The sequence below is a fragment of the Paraburkholderia sp. genome (assembly GCF_004298475.1).
GTDB lineage: Bacteria > Pseudomonadota > Gammaproteobacteria > Burkholderiales > Burkholderiaceae > Paraburkholderia > Paraburkholderia denitrificans.
Genome location: NZ_SCRP01000003.1, coordinates 16,214 through 36,529 on the forward strand (window position 1 = coordinate 16,214; position 20,316 = coordinate 36,529).

17 protein-coding genes are annotated in these 20,316 nt (G+C 64.3%); 8 read left to right on the plus strand and 9 right to left on the minus strand.

Annotated features, from left to right (window positions below; translation table 11 throughout):
- Positions 1-65: 65 nt before the first annotated feature.
- The 8 genes from EPN59_RS02200 to EPN59_RS02235 form a co-directional block, all read right to left on the minus strand.
- Positions 66-2,363, minus strand: coding sequence for a CHASE2 and HATPase_c domain-containing protein (locus tag EPN59_RS02200; protein WP_293034632.1), 2,298 nt, complete (start codon positions 2,361-2,363; stop codon positions 66-68).
- A gap of 599 nt (positions 2,364-2,962) precedes the next feature.
- Positions 2,963-4,264 (minus strand): citrate synthase, encoded by a 1,302-nt coding sequence (gene gltA, locus EPN59_RS02205; RefSeq protein ID WP_293034633.1) that lies wholly within the window; start codon positions 4,262-4,264, stop codon positions 2,963-2,965.
- 101 nt (positions 4,265-4,365) lie between these two features.
- Complete coding sequence (locus EPN59_RS02210) at positions 4,366-4,638, minus strand: succinate dehydrogenase assembly factor 2 (RefSeq protein ID WP_293034636.1); 273 nt, start codon at positions 4,636-4,638, stop codon at positions 4,366-4,368.
- Between the two features lie 9 nt (positions 4,639-4,647).
- Complete coding sequence (locus EPN59_RS02215; RefSeq protein WP_293034634.1) at positions 4,648-5,349, minus strand: succinate dehydrogenase iron-sulfur subunit; 702 nt, start codon at positions 5,347-5,349, stop codon at positions 4,648-4,650.
- Positions 5,350-5,376: 27 nt separating this feature from the next.
- Positions 5,377-7,152, minus strand: a complete 1,776-nt coding sequence (gene sdhA / locus EPN59_RS02220) for a succinate dehydrogenase flavoprotein subunit (RefSeq protein ID WP_293034635.1) — start codon at positions 7,150-7,152, stop codon at positions 5,377-5,379.
- 3 nt (positions 7,153-7,155) lie between these two features.
- Positions 7,156-7,524 carry a succinate dehydrogenase, hydrophobic membrane anchor protein gene (sdhD, locus tag EPN59_RS02225; RefSeq protein WP_293045439.1) on the minus strand — a complete coding sequence of 123 codons (369 nt, stop codon included), beginning with the start codon at positions 7,522-7,524 and terminating at the stop codon, positions 7,156-7,158.
- 3 nt (positions 7,525-7,527) lie between these two features.
- Positions 7,528-7,944, minus strand: coding sequence for a succinate dehydrogenase, cytochrome b556 subunit (sdhC, locus tag EPN59_RS02230; RefSeq protein WP_293041084.1), 417 nt, complete (start codon positions 7,942-7,944; stop codon positions 7,528-7,530).
- Between the two features lie 140 nt (positions 7,945-8,084).
- Complete coding sequence (locus tag EPN59_RS02235; protein WP_293045442.1) at positions 8,085-8,891, minus strand: GntR family transcriptional regulator; 807 nt, start codon at positions 8,889-8,891, stop codon at positions 8,085-8,087.
- Positions 8,892-9,434: 543 nt separating this feature from the next.
- On the opposite strand from EPN59_RS02235, the gene EPN59_RS02240 reads away from it, so the two are divergent.
- The 5 genes from EPN59_RS02240 to acnA all read left to right on the plus strand — a co-directional run bounded on the left by EPN59_RS02240 (position 9,435) and on the right by acnA (position 16,729).
- Positions 9,435-10,418 carry a malate dehydrogenase gene (locus EPN59_RS02240; RefSeq protein WP_293041090.1) on the plus strand — a complete coding sequence of 328 codons (984 nt, stop codon included), beginning with the start codon at positions 9,435-9,437 and terminating at the stop codon, positions 10,416-10,418.
- 201 nt (positions 10,419-10,619) lie between these two features.
- Positions 10,620-11,636, plus strand: coding sequence for an aldolase/citrate lyase family protein (locus EPN59_RS02245; RefSeq protein ID WP_293041093.1), 1,017 nt, complete (start codon positions 10,620-10,622; stop codon positions 11,634-11,636).
- Positions 11,637-11,895: 259 nt separating this feature from the next.
- On the plus strand, positions 11,896-12,438 hold the full coding sequence (locus EPN59_RS02250; protein WP_293041096.1) for a hypothetical protein: 543 nt from the start codon (positions 11,896-11,898) through the stop codon (positions 12,436-12,438).
- Positions 12,439-12,469: 31 nt separating this feature from the next.
- Positions 12,470-13,921, plus strand: a complete 1,452-nt coding sequence (locus tag EPN59_RS02255; RefSeq protein ID WP_293041099.1) for a bifunctional 2-methylcitrate dehydratase/aconitate hydratase — start codon at positions 12,470-12,472, stop codon at positions 13,919-13,921.
- A 90-nt stretch (positions 13,922-14,011) separates the two neighbouring features.
- Positions 14,012-16,729, plus strand: a complete 2,718-nt coding sequence (gene acnA / locus EPN59_RS02260) for an aconitate hydratase AcnA (protein WP_293041101.1) — start codon at positions 14,012-14,014, stop codon at positions 16,727-16,729.
- Positions 16,730-16,830: 101 nt separating this feature from the next.
- Here acnA and EPN59_RS02265 read toward each other — a convergent pair whose 3' ends face one another.
- Positions 16,831-17,445, minus strand: coding sequence for a response regulator transcription factor (locus EPN59_RS02265; protein WP_293041103.1), 615 nt, complete (start codon positions 17,443-17,445; stop codon positions 16,831-16,833).
- Between the two features lie 192 nt (positions 17,446-17,637).
- Between EPN59_RS02265 and EPN59_RS02270 the strand changes: the two genes are divergently transcribed.
- From EPN59_RS02270 to EPN59_RS02280, 3 genes are read left to right on the plus strand one after another with little or no spacing between them, the layout of a single operon-like run.
- Positions 17,638-18,381: a TetR/AcrR family transcriptional regulator gene (locus tag EPN59_RS02270; protein ID WP_293041105.1), complete on the plus strand. Its 744-nt coding sequence runs from the start codon at positions 17,638-17,640 to the stop codon at positions 18,379-18,381.
- Positions 18,378-19,331, plus strand: a complete 954-nt coding sequence (locus tag EPN59_RS02275) for an HlyD family efflux transporter periplasmic adaptor subunit (RefSeq protein WP_293041108.1) — start codon at positions 18,378-18,380, stop codon at positions 19,329-19,331. The genes EPN59_RS02270 and EPN59_RS02275 overlap by 4 nt, the downstream gene beginning before the upstream one ends.
- The gene (locus tag EPN59_RS02280; RefSeq protein WP_293041111.1) at positions 19,328-20,299 is read left to right on the plus strand and encodes an ABC transporter ATP-binding protein; all 972 of its coding nucleotides are present in this window, start codon (positions 19,328-19,330) and stop codon (positions 20,297-20,299) included. Before EPN59_RS02275 ends, EPN59_RS02280 begins: the two co-directional genes overlap by 4 nt.
- Positions 20,300-20,316: the final 17 nt, after the last annotated feature.

Genomic DNA, 20,316 nt, shown 5'->3' on the forward strand with positions numbered 1-20,316 from the left:
ATGCGCACGCCGTTTTTCGTCCCGCCCCGCGAACGCAAGCTCGCGGGGTTGTCTCGCTGGACGCGCTATTCGGCCAGCGCGTCCGCTTCGACCCTCGGCAGATGAATGGTGAAGCTGCTGCCGCGGCCCGGCGTCGACGCGACGTCGATCCGGCCGCCGTGCCGCGTGACGACTGCCTGCACGAGCGGCAGCCCGAGGCCGACGCCGAGCGTGGGATCGTCGCTCGCACCGGCTGCCTGGAAAAACGGCTCGAACAAATGCGGCAGCGCGTCGGCGGCAATGCCGATGCCGCGATCCTCGACGCGCATCACCACATCGACATCCTGCGTCTCGACGTGGACATCGACCGTCGTTCCGGCCGGCGAGTACTTGACCGCGTTGTCGAGCAGATTGATGAGCGCACGCAACAGCATGTCGCGGTTGCCGAGCACGAACGCTTCGTCGCCACGCACGTGCGGCCCCTCGACGTCGATCTTCTTCGCCGCCGCGCCATGCCAGACCTGATCGACGGCCTCGGCCGCGAGATCCGCGGCGGCCAGCGGCACATAGGTACGGGCGTCGAGATGCTCGGCGCGCGACAGTTGCGTGAACTCCTGCGCGACGCGCAGGCTGTAATCGACGAGCCGCTGCAGGTTCGCGAGAAAATCCGCGTCCGTGCGGCGCCCGCTCGCCCCGTGTTCGTTGAGCAGCAGCAGCATCGTCGCAAGCGGATTGCGCAGATCGTGCGCCATGTGCCGCAGCGTCATCCGGTCCCGCTCCGCCGCCGCCTTGATCTCGTGCACGTCGACAAAGCAGATCATGCTGCCCGCGTCCGCGAGATCGGTGCCGTCGCCGAACGGCGTCACCATCATCATCTGCGTGCGCCCGTTCAGCGTCAGCTCGGCCGTGCGGATTTCGCGCGACGCCTTTGCAGCGGCGATTTCCTTGCGTGCGAGCGAGAGGATTGCGCGATGCGCCTCGTCCTGATCGTCGCCCGCGAGCAGATCGAGCAGTTCGCGCCCCTGCTCGTTGCTCAGCACGAGCTTCGTGCCCTGCTCGACGAACACCGGATACGGCAGCGACTGAATCAGTTCGACATACGCGGTGCGGGATTCGCGAATGCGGCGCATCAGGTCGCCGATCTCGTCGGTGGACCGCGAATCGTCCGGAACCGGCGGCAGCACGCCGCCCGCCGTGCCGGCACGCAGCACGTCCAGCTCGCGCTGCAGCGCGCTGTGCGCATTGTTCGCGCGCCGCCAGCCATACACCGCATAGACGAATATGCAGATCGCCAGCGCCGGTCCGACCGGCATCCAGTGCCGGCTCACCTGCGGCAGCACGGACAGCGCCGCGATGACGAAGGCCGCCCATCCGAATGCGAAGAGGTTCAGGCGGCGGCGCGGCGTGAGCACGCAGATCGCGATCAGGCCGAGCGCGATGCCCACGCCGATCGCCATCTGCGCGAGCGGCGGCACGCGCAGGTCGATGCGGCCGTGAAGCAGCGCGTTGGTGGCGATTGCGTCGATCTGCACGCGGGCCAGCGGCGCGCTCGCGGCGGACAGCCGGTATGGACCGCCCGCAAGATCGGTCGCCGTGTCGCCGACGAAAACGATCCGCCCCGCCAGCGCACTGTCCGGCACGCGCCCTTCGAGCACATCGATATAGGAATACTGATCGAGGTTGAAATGCGTCGGCAGCGCGAGCGCCAATGCGCCGGGCACGATCTGCCCCATCGACGACACCTGCGCCTGGATAAAGCGGCGAATATCGTGAAGCGGCGCTGTGTCGCCCGCGACGCGCAGCGCCTGCAGCACCACGTGCGGCTCCTCCTCACCCGTCGCACGCACCTTGAGATACGGCACGATGCCCTGCACCGTATGGCCCGCACCGAGGAGCAGATTGCGCTGGCCAATCGCGGCAGCCGCCGCGGCCAGCGCGGGCGACGGCGGCAGCACCACCTCCGCGTGGCCGACCTGCGCGCTCGACTGCGCGCTCAGCACGACACGGCCGTGCCGGGCGATTGCGGGCGCGAGCAGTGCGTCGTCCGGTTGCGGCGTCACCATCGCGAAATCGAGACACACGGCCGCCGCGCCATGCAGGCGTTCGAGCAGCCGCACATCCGTCGCCCGCGAATAGGCGGCGACCGGCCCGAGCGCCGCGACCGTGCGCGCATCGATCACGACGGTCGCAACCCGGCTACGGCTGACCGGCCGCGCCCGCGGCGCAACGAGTCCCCAGTGAAGCCGGTCGAGCGGCGCGAACAGCACCTCGCCGGCCGGCGTATAGGCATACGCGGCCGCGGCGAGCAAACCGATCGCGACGCCCCAACTGGAAAAGCCCGCGCCGACGATCTGATCGAGCACGCGCGCGAATCCTCTACGCATGTACGTTTTTCCTCTGTCTTATTCGGACATCCGCATTCGATGCAATCGATCCGCACAGCTGATCCGCACAACTGCACCGCTTGATCGTCGTGATGACGGCATGGCCTGCTCCGGATGGGAATCACGGCAAGAACAATGCATCGGGGTGCAACGTGCAGCGGGCCGGATGATGTCCGGCGAATGCGCAACAGGAGCCGAACGATCCCGAACGGGAATCGCGGCTAGAACAATGAATCGGGATGCAATATGCGGCGGACCGGACGATACCCCGGCGGATGCGGGAGCCGGTCCGAACGATCCTGGATCGGGCGGGATCGGGCTGGATCGGGATCGGGAGACTCGGCGATGGTATCCAATCGCTACTGGAAAAAGCGCCTCAAAGCCTGTTTTTAGTTCTTGTCCTGGCTATATCGTCAACTCATTAGGACGAGTCCTGGGCTTCGTCGTGGATTTTGTTCTGGATTTTGGCGCGTGCTGATGGAACGAGAACACCCTGGCCCGCGCAAATAAAAACACCCCGGCGGGCGAACCCGTCGGGGTGTTCGAGCAACATCTCGTGCACGGCGCGCCGCAACGGGCGCGCCGTTCGAAGCATGTGCTTAGCGCTGTGCGATCGGCTTGGCTTCGCGCGGCGCGTTGCCGATGAACAGCTGACGCGGACGGCCGATCTTTTGCTCGGGGTCGGCGATCATTTCGTTCCACTGCGCAATCCAGCCCACCGTACGCGCCATCGCGAAGATGCAGGTGAACATCGAGGTCGGGATGCCCAGCGCGCGCTGAACGATGCCCGAGTAGAAGTCGACGTTCGGGTACAGCTTGCGCGACACGAAGTATTCGTCTTCGAGAGCGATCTTTTCGAGCGCCATCGCGAGCTTGAACAGCGGATCGTCGTGCAGGCCCAGTTCTTCGAGCACTTCGTGGCACGTTTCGCGCATCAGCTTCGCGCGCGGATCGTAGTTCTTGTACACGCGGTGACCGAAGCCCATCAGCTTCACGCCCGAGTTCTTGTCCTTGACCTTCTTGATGAACTCGGGGATGTTGTCGACCGAGCCGATCTCTTCGAGCATCGTCAGCGCGGCTTCGTTCGCACCACCGTGCGCCGGGCCCCACAGACATGCGATACCGGCGGCGATACACGCGAACGGGTTCGCGCCCGACGAACCGGCCAGACGCACCGTCGAGGTCGACGCGTTCTGCTCGTGGTCGGCGTGCAGGATCAGGATGCGGTCGAGCGCGCGCACGAGCACGTCGTTGACCTTGTACTCCGAGCACGGGTTCGAGAACATCATGCGCATGAAGTTCGCGCTGTACGACAGGTCGTTGCGCGGATACACGAACGGCTGGCCGATGCTGTACTTGTACGCCATCGCGACGAGCGTCGGCAGCTTCGCGATCATGCGGATTGCCGAAACTTCGCGGTGACGCGGGTTGGTGATGTCGAGCGAGTCGTGGTAGAACGCGGACAGCGCGCCGACTGCGGCGACGAGTATCGCCATCGGGTGCGCGTCGCGGCGGAAGCCGCGGAAGAAGAACTGCATCTGCTCGTGAACCATCGTGTGGCCCGTGACGGTCTTCACGAACTCGGCCTTCTGCGCCTGGTTCGGCAGTTCGCCCTTCAGGAGCAGGTAGCAGGACTCGAGGAAGTCCGCGTTTTGCGCGAGGTTGTCGATCGGGTAGCCGCGATACAGCAGTTCGCCCTTGTCCCCGTCGATGTACGTGATCGCAGAATTGCACGCTGCCGTCGACATAAAGCCCGGGTCATACGTGAATTTACCGGTCTGACCGTACAGTTTGCGGATATCGATCACATCCGGGCCCATCGTGCCCTTGTAGATCGGCATTTCGACGCTCGGCGAATTGTCGCTGAACGACAGCGTGGCTTTTACATCAGACGGAGTCATAGCACATCCTCAATCGAAGATAAATTCGGGATTCGATAATTTGCACGTGGGGGCGGCGCATTCTGGCGCCACTACGGACGCCAGTGCGAAACCACTGCGAATCAGACGTTGCGAAGCAGGTCCAGCACGCGCTTCACGTCCGCATCGGCAAGATTGCCCTCAGGTTCCTTGCGTGCGAGAAGCAAGTCCATCAGGTCGTTATCGCTCAGCTCGAGCAGGCGGGTGAGTGCACCCACGTCTGCATCGCTGAGGTCTTGTTCATAGCGTTCAAAAAAGCGCTCGAAAATCAGATCGTTTTCGAGCAAACCGCGCCGCGAGCGCCAGCGAAGGCGCGCGCGGCGAAGGGGATCGGATTGATGCGTTTCCATTTCCAGAATGCCGCGTCAAACCGCCCGGCGGGCCATCAGTTCCTTGATCTTGCCGATCGCCTTCGACGGGTTCAGGCCCTTCGGGCAGACGTCGACGCAGTTCATGATCGTATGGCAACGGAACAGACGGTACGGATCTTCAAGATTGTCCAGACGCTCACCGGTCGCCTCGTCGCGGCTGTCGGCGATGAAGCGGTAAGCCTGCAGAAGACCTGCGGGGCCCACGAACTTGTCCGGGTTCCACCAGAAACTCGGGCACGACGTCGAGCAGCTTGCGCACAGAATACACTCGTACAGACCGTCAAGTTCGTCGCGCTGTTCGGGCGACTGCAGACGTTCCTTCTCCGGCGGCGGCGTGTCGTTGATCAGGTACGGCTTGATCGAGTGGTACTGGTTGAAGAAGTGCGTCATGTCCACGAACAGGTCGCGAACCACGGGCAGGCCCGGCAGCGGGCGCAGCACGATCTTCTCCGGCAGGTCGTTCAGGTTCGTCAGGCACGCGAGGCCGTTCTTGCCGTTGATGTTCATCGCGTCCGAGCCGCACACGCCTTCACGGCACGAACGGCGGTACGACAGCGTCTCGTCGACTTCCTTCAGCTTGACAAGGGCGTCCAGCAGCATGCGCTCGTGCGTGATTTCCAGCTCGTACGTCTGCATGCGCGGCGCCGCGTCCTTGTCCGGATCGTAGCGGTAGACTTCAAAAATTCGTTTGGCCATTTCCGATTCCTTTTGACTGGCTTTGGCTTAGAACGTACGCGCCTTCGGCGGCACAGACTCGACGGTCAGCGGTTGCATATGAACCGGCTTGTATTCGAGCCGGTTGTCGCCGCTGAACCAAAGCGTGTGACGCAGCCAGTTTTCGTCGTCGCGGAGTTCGTGGTCGCTCAGTGCGTGCGCGCCGCGGCTTTCCTTGCGTGCGTCCGCCGACACCATCGTCGCGTTGGCCACTTCCATCATGTTGGCCACTTCGAGCGCTTCGACGCGCGCGGTGTTGAACACCTTCGACTTGTCCTTCAGATGGATGTGCTTGACGCGCTCGGACACCTTCCTGATTTCCTGCACGCCTTCCGCCAGCAGCTTCGACGTGCGGAACACGCCGGCGTGCTTCTGCATCGTGCCGCGGATTTCGTTCGCCACGCTTTGCGCGTACTCGCCCGAAGTCGAGCTGTCGAGCGCTGCAAGACGCGAGAGCGAGAAATCGGCTGCATCGGCCGGCAGCGGCTTGTGCTCGCGGATTTCCTTCACGTGCTTGACGATGTGGTTGCCGGCCGCGCGGCCGAACACGACGAGGTCGAGCAGCGAGTTCGTGCCGAGGCGGTTCGCGCCGTGCACCGAGACGCACGAGCATTCGCCGACCGCGTAGAAGCCGTTGACCGGATCTTCGTGGCCCTTCTTCGTGCCCACGACCTGGCCGTGGATGTTGGTCGGAATGCCGCCCATCTGGTAGTGGATGGTCGGAACGACCGGGATCGGTTCCTTGATGCAGTCCACGTTCGCAAACTTCAGCGCGATTTCGCGGATCGACGGCAGACGCTTCATGATCGTCTCGGCGCCGATGTGCGACAGGTCGAGCAGCACGTGATCCTTGTGCGCGCCCACGCCGCGGCCTTCCTTGATTTCCTGGTCCATCGAACGGGACACGAAGTCACGCGGCGCCAGATCCTTCAGCGTCGGTGCGTAGCGCTCCATGAAGCGCTCGCCGTTCGAGTTGCGCAGAATGCCGCCTTCGCCGCGCACGCCTTCGGTAATCAGCACGCCCGCGCCGGCCACGCCGGTCGGGTGGAACTGCCAGAACTCCATGTCCTGCAGCGGGATGCCCGAACGGGCCGCCATGCCGAGGCCGTCGCCGGTATTGATGAACGCGTTCGTCGATGCCGCGAAGATCCGGCCTGCGCCGCCCGTGGCGAACAGCGTGGTCTTGCCTTCGAGGATGTAGACGTCGCCGGTTTCCATTTCCAGCGCGGTCACGCCGAGCACGTCGCCTTCCGCGTCGCGGATCAGGTCGAGCGCCATCCATTCGACGAAGAACTGCGTCTTCGCCGCGACGTTCTGCTGGTACAGCGTGTGCAGCAGCGCGTGGCCGGTACGGTCAGCCGCGGCGCACGCGCGCTGGACCGGCTTCTCGCCGTAGTTGGCCGTGTGGCCGCCGAACGGGCGCTGGTAGATCGTGCCGTCGGCGTTGCGGTCGAACGGCATGCCGAAGTGCTCCAGCTCGTACACGGCGTTGCCCGCTTCGCGGCACATGAACTCGATCGCATCCTGGTCGCCGAGCCAGTCGGAACCCTTGATCGTGTCGTAGAAGTGGAAGTGCCAGTTGTCTTCGCTCATGTTGCCGAGCGAAGCGCCGATGCCGCCTTGTGCAGCAACGGTGTGCGAACGCGTCGGGAACACCTTCGAGAGCACGCAGACCGACAGGCCCGCGCGGGCGAGTTGCAACGACGCGCGCATCCCCGAGCCGCCGGCGCCGACGATGACCACGTCGAACTTGCGACGCGGCAGAGAATTTTTGATTGCAGCCATTCTTTACACTCTCCAGAGAATCTGCGCGGCGTAGCCGAGGCCCGCGACCAGCCAGACGATCGACAGCACGTACAGCGCGACGCGCAGGCCGACGTGGTGGACGTAGTCCATCCAGATGTCACGGATGCCGACCCACGCGTGATAGACCAGCGCGAGCAGCGTGACGAACGTCGCGAGCTTCATCCACTGCGTGGCGAAAATCGACGCCCAGCCGTCATACGAAAAATCCTGCGCGCCGAAGAACCAGGCAAGCAGAATGACCGTGTACACGGCCATGATTACCGCGGTGGCGCGTTGCGCCATCCAGTCGCGCAGGCCGTAGTGAGCGCCCACGACAAGGCGCTTCGGACCAATTCCGTTTTTGGCAGACATGTTTTAGAACGCTCCGAAGAGTTTCGCCGCGAAGGCGATCGTGAGAATCGAGGAGACGGTCACGACGACGAGAGAAGTCGATTTGCCCTGCTGCTTGCCAGTCAGTTCATGGTTGAAGTCCATGCACAGATGGCGTACGCCGGCGCAGAAGTGAAACAGGAAGGCCCAGCCGAGCACGAGCACGACGAGCTTGATGATGATGCTGGAGAGGAAACCTTTGAATACCTCGAAGCTGAGTTCCGAGGTGAGACTTTGGTCGAACAGATACAAGAGGAAGGGCAGGAAGATAAACATCAACGCGCCACTGACACGGTGGCCGATGGATACGCGACCCGCGAGCGGCAGGCGGTACGCGAACAATATCTGCCCAAGCCCGATGTTCCGGATCACCGGCCTCGGTTTTTTTGCGGCTTCTGCCATGCTAGACCCCCAACTATGTAAAAACACCAATATGCAACTTGCAAATTTTAACGCTTTTTCATTTCGCGCTGCAGCGAAACCCGTGCTAACAGTGTATTGCTTGCGCGCGCATTAAATGCGCTGGGCGGAAGCCGCCCGTTTCAACTCAAATCGTTCTGATAGTAGTACCCGGTTGTGACATACCACCCGCGACGCACCTCAACCGGCCGATCTCCATAGGTATAGGACACGCGCTCGACAGAAAGCAATGGAAAACCGGACGGAACGTTGAGCAAGTCGGCTACCGCGGGCTCGGCGGCCACGGCGCGGATCTTTTCGGTCGCGCGGATCATGCGCGTGCCGAACTCCGCCTCGAACATGGCGTAAAGCGGGCCTTTGTACTCGACAAGACGCTCCGTCGTGAGGCCCCGGAACACCATGCCCGGCAGCCAGATTTCGTCGAGCACGGTGCTCTCGCCGTCGAACTGCAGAAGACGGCGGATCAGCACGACCGGATCGGCGGGCTTCAGATCGAGCTGGCGAGCGATCTCGGCCGTCGCGCGCAGGCGCCGGCAGTCGAGCAGCTTGCTGATGTGAGGATGTTCCGCGCCGTCATCGGCCAGCAACCGGAGGAAGCGAAACTGGGCGCGGTCCTCGTTGTGGGTGCCGACGAACGTGCCCTTGCCCTGGCGGCGCACCAGCAGATTGTCGGCTGCGAGTTCGTCGATCGCCTTGCGCACCGTTCCCTGGCTCACCTTATAGCGGCCTGCCAGTTCGATTTCGCTGGGGATGATCTCGCCGGGCTTCCATTCGCCGGCTTCGAGGCTCTGCGTGATGAGCCCTTTGATCTGCTGATAGAGGGGACTGAACGTGGGCGACGGCGATGCAGCCGGCGTAGCGGACGCGGACGCGCCCACGCCGCTCTCGGGAGCGGGGGTTGTCGCGTTGCTGTCCGGGTTCGCACTCATGGCGCGCATTTCAACATAAAGCGGTCCCTGGCGTCCAGCGATTTCCCTGCAAAATAGATATATCTTATATAAGACATAAGATGCTGTTGACTTTGCCCTATGCCACTCCTAAACTCCCGATCGAGCAAGGGTTTGCGGGCGATTCACGGGATTTTCCGGCGGGATCTGCCAGCCGCATTTACCTGGTCGCGCCAGGCGCTGCAGGCCGCCTTCGCATCATGCTGTTCCCTCACCGCAGTCGAGGTTCCGATCCGCCCCGCCAGCATCTCTCGCGCCGCGCCTTCGTGGACCCGCCAAAGCGAGCTGTTGCAGGAATCGGCACACTTGATGAGGCCAGCGCCAGGTTCCGGGCGCGCCCGTCCATCCTCGCTTTGTCGCACAGGTTACCGGCACGACGGCCCTGCCGCGGCGCGCCGCCCGGCCGCAGAAGCCGCGAGACGCCAGCCCGGCAGTCAGTCTGCCAGTTTCACGAACGCTTTGCGTAACACGCATATAAACTAGCGTTTTACGTTGGCGTATAACGCATCTTCCTGGAGATTTTCAATGGCTAAGCCCGCAAAGCGCGTTGCCGTCACCGGCGCCGCAGGTCAGATCGGTTACTCCCTGCTGTTCCGCATCGCGAACGGCGACCTGCTCGGCAAGGATCAGCCCGTCATCCTGCAACTGCTCGACCTGCCCCAGGCGCAAGCCGCCGTCAAGGGCGTCGTGATGGAACTGGAAGACTGCGCATTCCCGCTGCTCGCGGGCGTCGTGGTCTCCGACGACCCCAAGGTTGCATTCAAGGACGCCGACGTCGCCCTGCTCGTGGGCGCCCGTCCGCGCTCGAAGGGCATGGAGCGTAAGGACCTGCTCTCGGCCAACGCCGAAATCTTCACGGTTCAGGGCAAGGCGCTGAACGACGTCGCCAGCCGCGACGTGAAGGTGCTGGTCGTCGGCAACCCGGCCAACACGAATGCTTACATCGCCATGAAGTCGGCTCCGGATTTGCCGAAGAAGAACTTCACGGCCATGCTGCGCCTCGACCACAACCGCGCGCTGTCGCAACTGGCCGCCAAGTCGGGCAAGCCGGTCGCATCGATCGAGAAGCTCGCCGTGTGGGGCAACCACTCGCCGACGATGTACCCCGACTTCCGTTTCGCCACCGTCGAAGGCCAGTCGCTGACCAAGCTGATCAACGACGACGAATGGAACCGCAACACGTTCATCCCGACCGTCGGCAAGCGCGGCGCAGCGATCATCGAAGCGCGCGGCCTGTCGTCGGCGGCGTCGGCTGCTAACGCCGCCATCGACCACGTCCGCGACTGGGTCCTCGGCACGAACGGCAAGTGGGTCACGATGGGCATCCCGTCGGACGGCTCGTACGGCATCCCCGAAGACATCGTCTACGGCGTGCCGGTGACCTGCGAAAACGGCGAATACAAGCGCATCGAAGGCCTCGAAATCGACGCATTCTCGCGCGAAAAGATGGACGGCACGCTCAACGAGCTGCTCGAAGAGCGCGACGGCGTTTCGCACCTGCTCGGCTAAGCCCGGCGCAGGCAAACCGGGACTCGGTTGTTCCAACGGGTTCCGGTTTTTTGTGCGCGCGCACGGCGGGACATCCCGCCTCGCGCCGCACCTGATCCGGACGCGCCTTGCCGCTCACGCAGGGCTCCTGTTCAGTGCTCGCACCCGGCAGGGCGCATCCGGATCAGGCTTCACCTCCCCACTCGACACCCGACGCCGACGATGCGCGCCCTGACTCCCGCCGAAGTGCTCTTTGACGGCGAAGCGCCGCCCACGCTCCTGCCAGCATGCGATCACTACGCCGGCAGCGAAAAGCTGATGCTCAAATCGCTCGCGCTCCAGCAGCAGCTCGGGCCGGTGTTCGACATCACGCTCGATTGCGAGGACGGCGCCCAGGTCGGCCACGAGGCCGCGCATGCCGAACTCGTCGCCTCGCTGATCGGCAGCGAGCACGACCGCTTCGGGCGCGTCGGGGTCCGCATCCACGACTTCCATCACCCGCATTGGCGCGACGACGTGCGCCTGATCCTGCGCGCCGCAAAACGCGCGCCGGCCTATATCACGCTGCCGAAAATCCGCGCCGCAGGCGACGCCGCCGAAATGATCGCCTTCATCGAGGCGACGCGCGTGGAGCTGGGCATCGCCAGGCCGATCCCGGCGCAGCTGCTGGTCGAAACGCACGGCGCGCTCGCGCGCGTATTCGATCTCGCGGCGCTGCGCGGGGTCGAGGCGCTCAGCTTCGGCCTCATGGACTTCGTTTCGGCTCACGACGGCGCGATTCCCGATTCGGCGATGCGCTCGCCCGGACAGTTCAATCACCCGCTCGTGCGCCGCGCGAAGCTCGAGATCGCCGCAGCCTGCCACACCTTCGGCAAGGTGCCCTCGCACAACGTGAGCACCGAAGTGCGCGACATGAGCGTGGTCGCCGCCGACGCAGCCCGCGCACGCAATGAATTTGGCTACACGCGCATGTGGAGCATTCACCCGGCGCAGGTAGCCACTATCGTGACTGCATTCGCGCCCCGCGACGAGGAAGTGACGCGCGCAGCCGAAATCCTGCTGGCCGCCCAGGCCGCGCAGTGGGGCCCGACGCGCCACGGCGACACGCTGCACGATCGCGCGAGCTACCGCTACTACTGGTCCGTGCTGCGCCGCGCGCGCGCAACAGGCCGCAGCGTGCCCGCCGGGTGTGCGCCGCTCTTCGCACCGGGCGAGTGGCAGCAGGGAGCCGCGACGTGAATCGCATGAGCACCTCGGCAATGCGCGCAGAATCGCGCAGAATTGCGCGTGGCAGATCGGACAACGCATGGCCAACGAGGAGATCCGGCACGGCGCAACGCGCAACGAACGCGTGTCACCGATAATTACAAGCCAGAATCCGTAAATAGGTGAAAATAGTGTCCGCTGCGCGCTTTCGGGGCGCGCGTAGTGCTAGATGGCGGCCGCAAACACGGCCGCGCACTGATCAACCGACTTAGATATATAAAGGTTTGACTCCATGAAGAAACTGCTTATCGCCGCCGTTGTTGGCGCACTGTCCTCGACGATGATGCTGGCCGCGACCGACGCCGCCGCCCAACCCGCGTCGACCGCCGCCACGAAGACTGCCGCGACGCCGAAGAAGCCGGCCCCGAAGCACCGCATCATCAAGCGCAAGAAGAGCGCGGCCAGGGAAGCCAAGGTCGATCCGATCCTGGCCGGCTCGGAGCACTGGTCCTGCGCCGAAGGCATGGAATTCGACATGAAGGGCGACATGGCGCGTGACCAGGTTGTCACCGTCCACTGGGCGAACAAGAACTACGCCCTGCCGCGCCAGGTCACCACGACCGGTGCTGACCGCTTCCACGACTCCGCTACGGGCCTCGATCTCGTCGTGATCCCGACGAAGGCCATGCTGTTCTCGGACCACGACAGCTCGCGTCTCGCCGACGAGTGCAAGACCGTTGCAATGCAGCAAGGCGCCATGGCGCCGACCCAGGCCGCCGCGCTGAACCCGGCGAACCGCGCTCCGGCGGCCGCCAGCGCCACGAGCGGTCAGTAAGCGCCGCACCTTCGCCTCACGGAGCGTCTCGATGTCCGCATCGATCGCCAATGTCCGGCCCGAGCCGGATCAGGTCCTCGTCGATATCGTCGACTATGTCCTGGGCTATTCCGTCGACAGCGCCCTCGCGCTGGCCACGGCGCGTCATTGCCTGATCGACACGCTCGGCTGCGGACTCGAGGCGCTCGCCTACCCGGCCTGCACCAAGCTGCTGGGACCGGTCGTGCCTGGCACGATCGTCCCGCACGGCGCAAAAGTGCCGGGCACCTCATTCCAGCTCGATCCGGTTCAGGCCGCGTTCAGCATCGGCGCGATGATCCGCTGGCTCGACTTCAACGACACCTGGCTCGCCGCCGAGTGGGGCCACCCGTCCGACAACCTGGGCGGCATTCTCGCGACCGCCGACTGGCTCTCGCGCACCGCCGTGGCGGCGGGCAAAGCGCCGCTCGCCATGAAGGACGTGCTCGTCGGCATGGTGAAGGCGCACGAGATCCAGGGCTGCCTCGCGCTGGAGAACTCGTTCAACAAGGCCGGACTCGACCACGTGCTGCTCGTGAAGCTCGCCTCGACTGCGGTGGTCGGCCAGCTCATCGGCCTCACGCGCGACGAGCTGATCAACGCAGTCTCGCTCGCGATGGTGGACGGCCAGTCGCTGCGCACCTACCGGCACGCGCCCAACACCGGCTCGCGCAAATCGTGGGCCGCAGGCGACGCGACCTCGCGTGCCGTGCGTCTCGCGCTGATCGCGAAGACCGGCGAGATGGGCTATCCAACGGCGCTCACGGCGAAGACCTGGGGCTTCTACGACGTCTCGTTCAAAGGCCAGCCGTTCAGGTTTCAGCGTCCATACGGCACGTACGTGATGGAAAACGTGCTGTTCAAGATTTCGTTTCCCGCCGAATTCCACGCGCAGACCGCCGCCGAAGCCGCGATGAAGCTGCACGGCGTGCTCGCGCAACAAGGCAGGACAACCGCGGACATCTCGCGGATCACGATTCGCACGCACGAAGCGGCGATCCGCATCATCGACAAGACCGGCCCGCTCGCGAACCCCGCCGATCGCGACCACTGCATTCAGTACATGGTCGCCGTTCCGCTCCTGTTCGGGCGCCTCACGGCGGCCGACTACGAAGACGACATCGCGTGCGACCCGCGCATCGACGCGTTGCGCGCGAAGACGGTCTGCGTCGAAGACCCGCAGTTCACGAAGGATTACCACGACCCCGGCAAGCGCTCGATCGCCAACGCGCTGACCGTCGAACTGAACGACGGCACGACGCTCGACGAAGTCGTGGTGGAGTACCCGATCGGTCACCGGCGGCGCCGCGACGAAGGCATCCCGCTCCTGATCGAGAAGTTCCGGACCAACCTCGCGCGCCGCTTCCCCGCGAAGCAGCAGCAGGCGATTCTCGATGTCTCGCTCGATCCGGCGCGGCTCGATGCCATGCCGGTGAACGAATACGTCGACTTGTATGTGATCTGAGCAGTCAAGCAACTATCAGGTAAAACCTCAGGCTACAGCAGCAAACGTGTAATCAAGCGTTATTTCCGCGATTAAACGAAGGAAAACACCATGGCTCACAACCTCCACAAAACGCTGAAGGAATTCGACAGCGGTTCCGGCAAAGGCAAGTTCTACTCGCTGCCGCAACTCGGCAAGCAGCTGGGCGTGAAGATCGATCGCCTGCCGGTCTCGATTCGTGTCGTGCTCGAATCTGTGCTGCGTAACTACGACGGCAAGAAGATCGCGGAAGAGCACATCGAGCAGCTGGCCAACTGGAAACCCACGGCGGCCCGCGTCGATGAAATCCCGTTTGTCGTATCGCGCGTCGTGCTGCAGGATTTCACGGGCGTGCCGCTGCTCGCCGACATCGCCGCGATGCGCGGCGTCGCGCGGCAGGTCGGCAAGAACCCGAAGGTCATCGAACCGCTCGTGCCGGTCGATCTCGTCGTCGACCACTCGGTCCAGATCGACTACTTCCGCCAGAAGGACGCGCTCGACCTCAACATGAAGCTGGAATTCGAGCGCAACAACGAGCGCTACCAGTTCATGAAGTGGGGCATGCAGGCATTCGACACGTTCAAGGTCGTGCCGCCGGGCATCGGCATCGTGCACCAGGTCAACCTGGAATACCTCGCGCGCGGCGTGCACAAGAAGACCGAAGGCGATGACACCGTCTACTACCCGGACACGCTCGTCGGCACCGACAGCCACACGACGATGATCAACGGTATCGGCGTGGTGGGCTGGGGCGTGGGCGGCATCGAAGCGGAAGCGGGCATGCTCGGCCAGCCGGTGTACTTCCTCACGCCGGACGTCGTCGGCGTCGAGCTGAAGGGCAAGCTGCGCGAGGGCTGCACGGCGACCGACCTCGTGCTGACCCTCACCGAAATGCTGCGCAAGGAGAAGGTTGTCGGCAAGTTCGTCGAATACTTCGGCGAAGGCACGGCTTCGCTGTCGCTGCCGGACCGCGCGACGATCGGCAACATGGCGCCGGAGTACGGCGCGACGATGGGCTTCTTCCCCGTCGACGAAAAGACGATCGAATACTTCCGCGGCACGGGCCGCACGCAGGCGGAAATCTCGGCCTTCGAAAACTACTTCAAGGCGCAGGAACTCTTCGGCATTCCGAAGGCCGGCGCGATCGACTACACGAAGACGCTCACGCTCGACCTTGCGACGGTCACGCCGTCGCTGGCCGGCCCGAAGCGCCCGCAGGACCGCATCGAGATCGGCAACGTGAAGTCGACCTTCACCGACCTGTTCTCGAAACCGGTCGCGGAAAACGGCTTTGCCAAGAAGGCCGCCGACCTCAAGGCCGAGTACACGACCTCCGACGACGTCAAGCTGCACAACGGCGACGTGCTGATCGCCGCGATCACGTCGTGCACGAACACGTCGAACCCGAGCGTCCTGCTGGCTGCCGGCCTGCTCGCGAAGAAGGCGGTGGAAGCGGGCCTCACGGTCGCGCCGCACATCAAGACCTCGCTTGCCCCGGGGTCGCGCATCGTCACCGAATACCTGACGAAGACGGGCCTGCTGCCGTACCTCTCGAAGCTCGGCTTCGAACTCGCGGCTTACGGCTGCACGACCTGTATCGGCAACGCGGGCGACCTGACGCCGGGACTGAACGACGCCATCACGAAGCACGATGTCGTCGCGGCAGCGGTGCTCTCGGGCAACCGCAACTTCGAAGCGCGCATCCACCCGAACATCCGCGCAAACTTCCTCGCCTCGCCGCCGCTGGTCGTCGCTTACGCAATCGCGGGCAACATCACGCGCGACCTGATGACCGAACCGGTCGGCCAGGGCAAGAACGGCCGCGACATCTACCTCGGGGACATCTGGCCGACCAGCGACGAAATCAACGCGCTGCTCAAGTTCGCGCTCGACGCCGACGCCTTCCAGAAGAACTACAGCCAGCTCACGAAGAAGGGCGACCTGTGGAGCAAGATCGAAGGCGAAGAAGGCCAGGTCTACGACTGGCCGAAGTCGACCTACATCGCCGAGCCGCCGTTCTTCGGCAAGGAATTCTCGATGACGCCGTCGTCGGCGGTGGCCGAGGTCAAGGGCGCACGCGCGCTCGGCATCTTCGGCGACTCGGTCACGACCGACCACATCAGCCCGGCCGGCTCGATCAAGGAAGACTCGCCCGCAGGCAAGTGGCTCAAGGCCAACGGCGTGCAGAAGTCCGACTTCAACAGCTACGGCTCGCGCCGCGGCAACCACGACGTGATGATGCGCGGCACCTTCGCGAACGTGCGGATCAAGAACCTGATGATTCCGGCGAAAGCGGACGGCACGCGCGTTGAAGGCGGCCTGACGATCCATCAGCCGAGCGGCGAACAGATGTCGATTTACGACGCCGCGATGAAGTACATCGACGCCGACACGCCGACCATGGTGTTCGCAGGCGAGGAGTACGGCACGGGTTCGTCGCGCGACTGGGCAGCGAAGGGCACGCAGTTGCTGGGCGTGAAGGCCGTGGTTGCGCGCAGCTTCGAGCGTATCCACCGCTCGAACCTCGTCGGCATGGGCGTTCTGCCGCTGCAGTTCAAGGGTTCGGACAGCGTGCAGTCGCTCGGCCTGACCGGCGAAGAAACGTTCGATGTCGAAGGTCTGACCGACGACTTCAAACCGCAACAGGATCTGACGCTCGTGATCCACCACAAGGATGGCAAGAAGCAACGCATCCAGGTGCTGCTGCGCATCGACACGCCGATCGAAGTCGACTACTACAAGCACGGCGGCATTCTGCCGTTCGTGCTGCGCTCGCTGCTGGCAGCGTAAGCTTGCAGGTACCGCATCCGGCAACGGATGCGGTTACATTTGGGAGCCCGACGGGAGTCGGGCTTTTTTTTTGGCTGCTATTTACGGCTTTTTTCGCGCCGCTATTCGATAAGCTTATTAAGCGTGGCGAACTCGATGAGCGCCGCCAGCGACGACACGCCGAGCTTGTCGAGCGCGCGCGTCTTGTAGGTGCTGACTGTCTTATCGGAGAGCCCGAGACGCTCGGCAATACTCTTGTTGCTCACGCCGCGCGCCAGATATTGCAGCACCTGCACCTCGCGCGGCGAAAGCCCGTTGAGCGAGGCATCGCGCGCAGTGCCGCAACAGCCTGCCGGAAAGCAGTCGTAGCCGATCAGCACCGCCTTGACGATGCTGCACAGTTCCTCCACGCCCCGGCTCTTGCTGACATAGCCGCTCGCACCGGCAATGCGCGTGTGATTCGCCATCACCAGTTCCGGCTTGGCCGACAGCACGAGAATGCGCGAGTCCGGCTGCGAGGCGCGAATGGTGCGAATCAGGGAAAGGCCATCGAGCTTCGGCAACTCGAGATCGAGAATCGTCAGATCCGGCTTCAGCGTCTGCACGATTCGCAGCCCTTCTTCGCCGTCGCCACATTCGCCGACAAGTTCGTATTCCGCGTTCAGCACGTTGACGAGCGTCTTGAGCACGATAGGTTGGTCGTCGATCACGACGATGCGCTTCATTTTCTGGTCCATGTTTCTCAGGATCTGAACTCGAAAGCCTTTCGGCACGAACCCCAAAGCCTGAAGGACGCAGCGATACTTTTGTATCGGATAAGTCTGAAACGAATACGGAAGCATTGATCAGGGTTAACCCTTGATACCACCCTGAACAGCATCCGGCGCAGGGACTTTGAATTTAACTAATGCGTGAATTAGACTACACGCATGCTCAAACCTCCCGCTGCCCCTGCCAGGCCGCACGCGTCACAGCCAGAGAGCGCGCAGCCCCGGCCGCGCGGGCGACGCCGCGCCACTGCCGATCTCGACGTGCGCGAACGGCTGCTCGCCTGCGCCACCCAGCTCTTTGCCGAGCGCGGCATCGCCGCCACCACAATGGCGCAAATCGCCGCCGCAGCGGGCGTCACATCGGCGATGGTCCACTACTACTTCACCAACCGCGAAAAGCTGCTCGATGCCGTCGTCGACGAGCGCATCGCGCGTTCGATCGCCTTCGTCTGGTCGAGCGTCGAGAGCGGCGACGAACGCGATGCGCACGCGCTCGTGGAGGACCTCGTCGCGCGCATGTTCGACGTGACCGCGCGCATGCCGTGGCTGCCGCCGCTGTGGCTGCGCGAGATCGTCAACGAAGGCGGCCTGCTGCGCGAGCGCATGCTCAAGGTCCTGCCCGTCGATCAGTTGCAGCGCTTCGCTTCGCGCATCGGCGCGGCACAGCGCGACGGCGCGATCAATCCCGCGCTCGAAGCACCGTTGCTTTTCATGTCGATTCTCGCGCTCATCATGCTGCCGCTCGCCACCGCCAAAACCTGGCAGAGCACGCGCGGCCTGCCGAAAATCGAGCGCGACGTCTTGCACCGGCACGTCAGCGCGCTGCTCTCGGCGGCGCTGCAGGTCCCGCCCGGCAACGCCATGACGCCGCCGGCGCATCATGCTCCGGGGAGCGCAACATGAAGCGTGCATGGCCCGCACTCGCCCTGTGCGCCGCAGGCGCCCTCGCGGGCTGCGCGCGGCACCAGGCACCCGCCTGGCAGGGCTATGTCGAAGGCGAATACGTGTATCTGTCGTCGTCGCAATCGGGTGCCTTGACGGAACTCGACGTGCAGCGCGGCCAGAACGTTGCAGCCGCCGCGCCCGTCTTTGCACTCGAATCCGGCAACGAAACCGCAGCACGCGACGCGGCGCGCCATCAGCTTGCCGCCGCCGAATCGCAGCTTGCCGATCTGCAGACCGGCAAGCGTCCGCCCGAGGTGCGCGTCACCGAGGCGCAACTCGCGCAGGCCGTCGCGAATGCGCGCAAGGCTGCGTTGCAGCTCACGCGCGACGAAGCGCAATTCACCGCAGGCGGCATCCCGAAGGGACAACTCGACGATTCGCGCGCCAACGCCGCCGCAACCGCCGCACAGGTCCGCGAACTGCAAAACCAGGTAACGGTCTCCAGGCTCCCTGGCCGCACGGCGCAGCTCGCCGCACAGGCGGCGCAGGTCGAAGCATCCCGTGCCGCGCTCGCGCAGGCTCAGTGGAAGCTCGATCAGAAGCACGTGGCCGCGCCAGGCGCGGGGCTTGTCCGCGATACGCTCTTTCGCGTCGGCGAATGGGTGCAGGCGGGCAACCCCGTCGTGCAACTGCTGCCGCCGCAGAACGTGAAGGTCCGCTTCTTCGTGCCGGAATCCGTGGTCGGCGCGCTCGCGACGGGCCGGCACGTCACCATTCACTGCGACGGCTGCAGCGCCGAGATCCCCGCGACGATCACGTGGATCTCGAATGCCGCCGAATACACGCCGCCCGTCATCTACAGCAACGAGAGCCGTGCGAAGCTCGTCTTCATGATCGAAGCGCATCCGTCGCGCGACGACGCCATGAAGCTCCATCCGGGCCAGCCCGTCGCGGTGCAGCTGCAATGAGCACGACCGATCTTCGCGACGACGGCCGCGCCATCGGGCACGACTATGCGATCGACGTCCAGAAGCTGAACAAGCGCTTCGGCGACAAGCACGTCGTCAACGACGTCTCGCTGCGTGTCGCGCACGGCGAAATCTTCGGCTTTCTCGGTCCGAACGGCAGCGGCAAGACCACGTCGATCCGGATGATGTGCGGCCTGCTCACGCCCGACTCCGGCTCGGGCACCTGCCTCGGCTACGACATCCGGCGCGACAGCGAGCAGATCAAGCGGAATGTCGGCTACATGACGCAGCGCTTCTCGTACTGGGAAGACCTGACGATCCGCGAGAATCTCGACTTCGTCGCGCGCATCTACGAGATGCCCAACCGTCGCGAAACCGTTGACCGCGCACTCGAATCGCTCGGGCTCGCAAGCCGCGCGAGCCAGCTCACCGGCGCGCTCTCGGGCGGCTGGAAACAGCGTCTCGCGCTCGCGGCGTGCATGCTGCACGAGCCGAAACTGCTGCTGCTCGACGAACCCACCGCGGGCGTCGATCCCAACGCACGCCGCGATTTCTGGGAGGAGCTCCACCGGCTCGCCGCGCGCGGCATTTCGGTGCTCGTCAGCACGCACTACATGGACGAAGCCGAGCGTTGTCACAAGCTTGCGTACATCGCCTACGGCAAGCTGCTCGCGCAAGGCACCGCCGCCGACATCATCGCTTCGCAGGATCTCCAGACGTGGGCGATTCACGGCGAGCAGCTCACGGCGCTCTCGACGCAGTTGCGCGCGATGCCCGGCGTCGATCAGACCGTGGTGTTCGGCTCGGTGCTGCACGCGAGCGGACGCGATCACGCAGCGCTCGCCGCCGCCGTCGAACGCGTTTCGGCGGGCGGATCGCTGCGCACCGAACGCATCGGCACCGGCCTCGAAGACGTCTTCATCTATCTGATGAGCCACGTCGCGGACAACTACGGAGCCGCGTCGTGAAGCGGCCCGGCGGATTC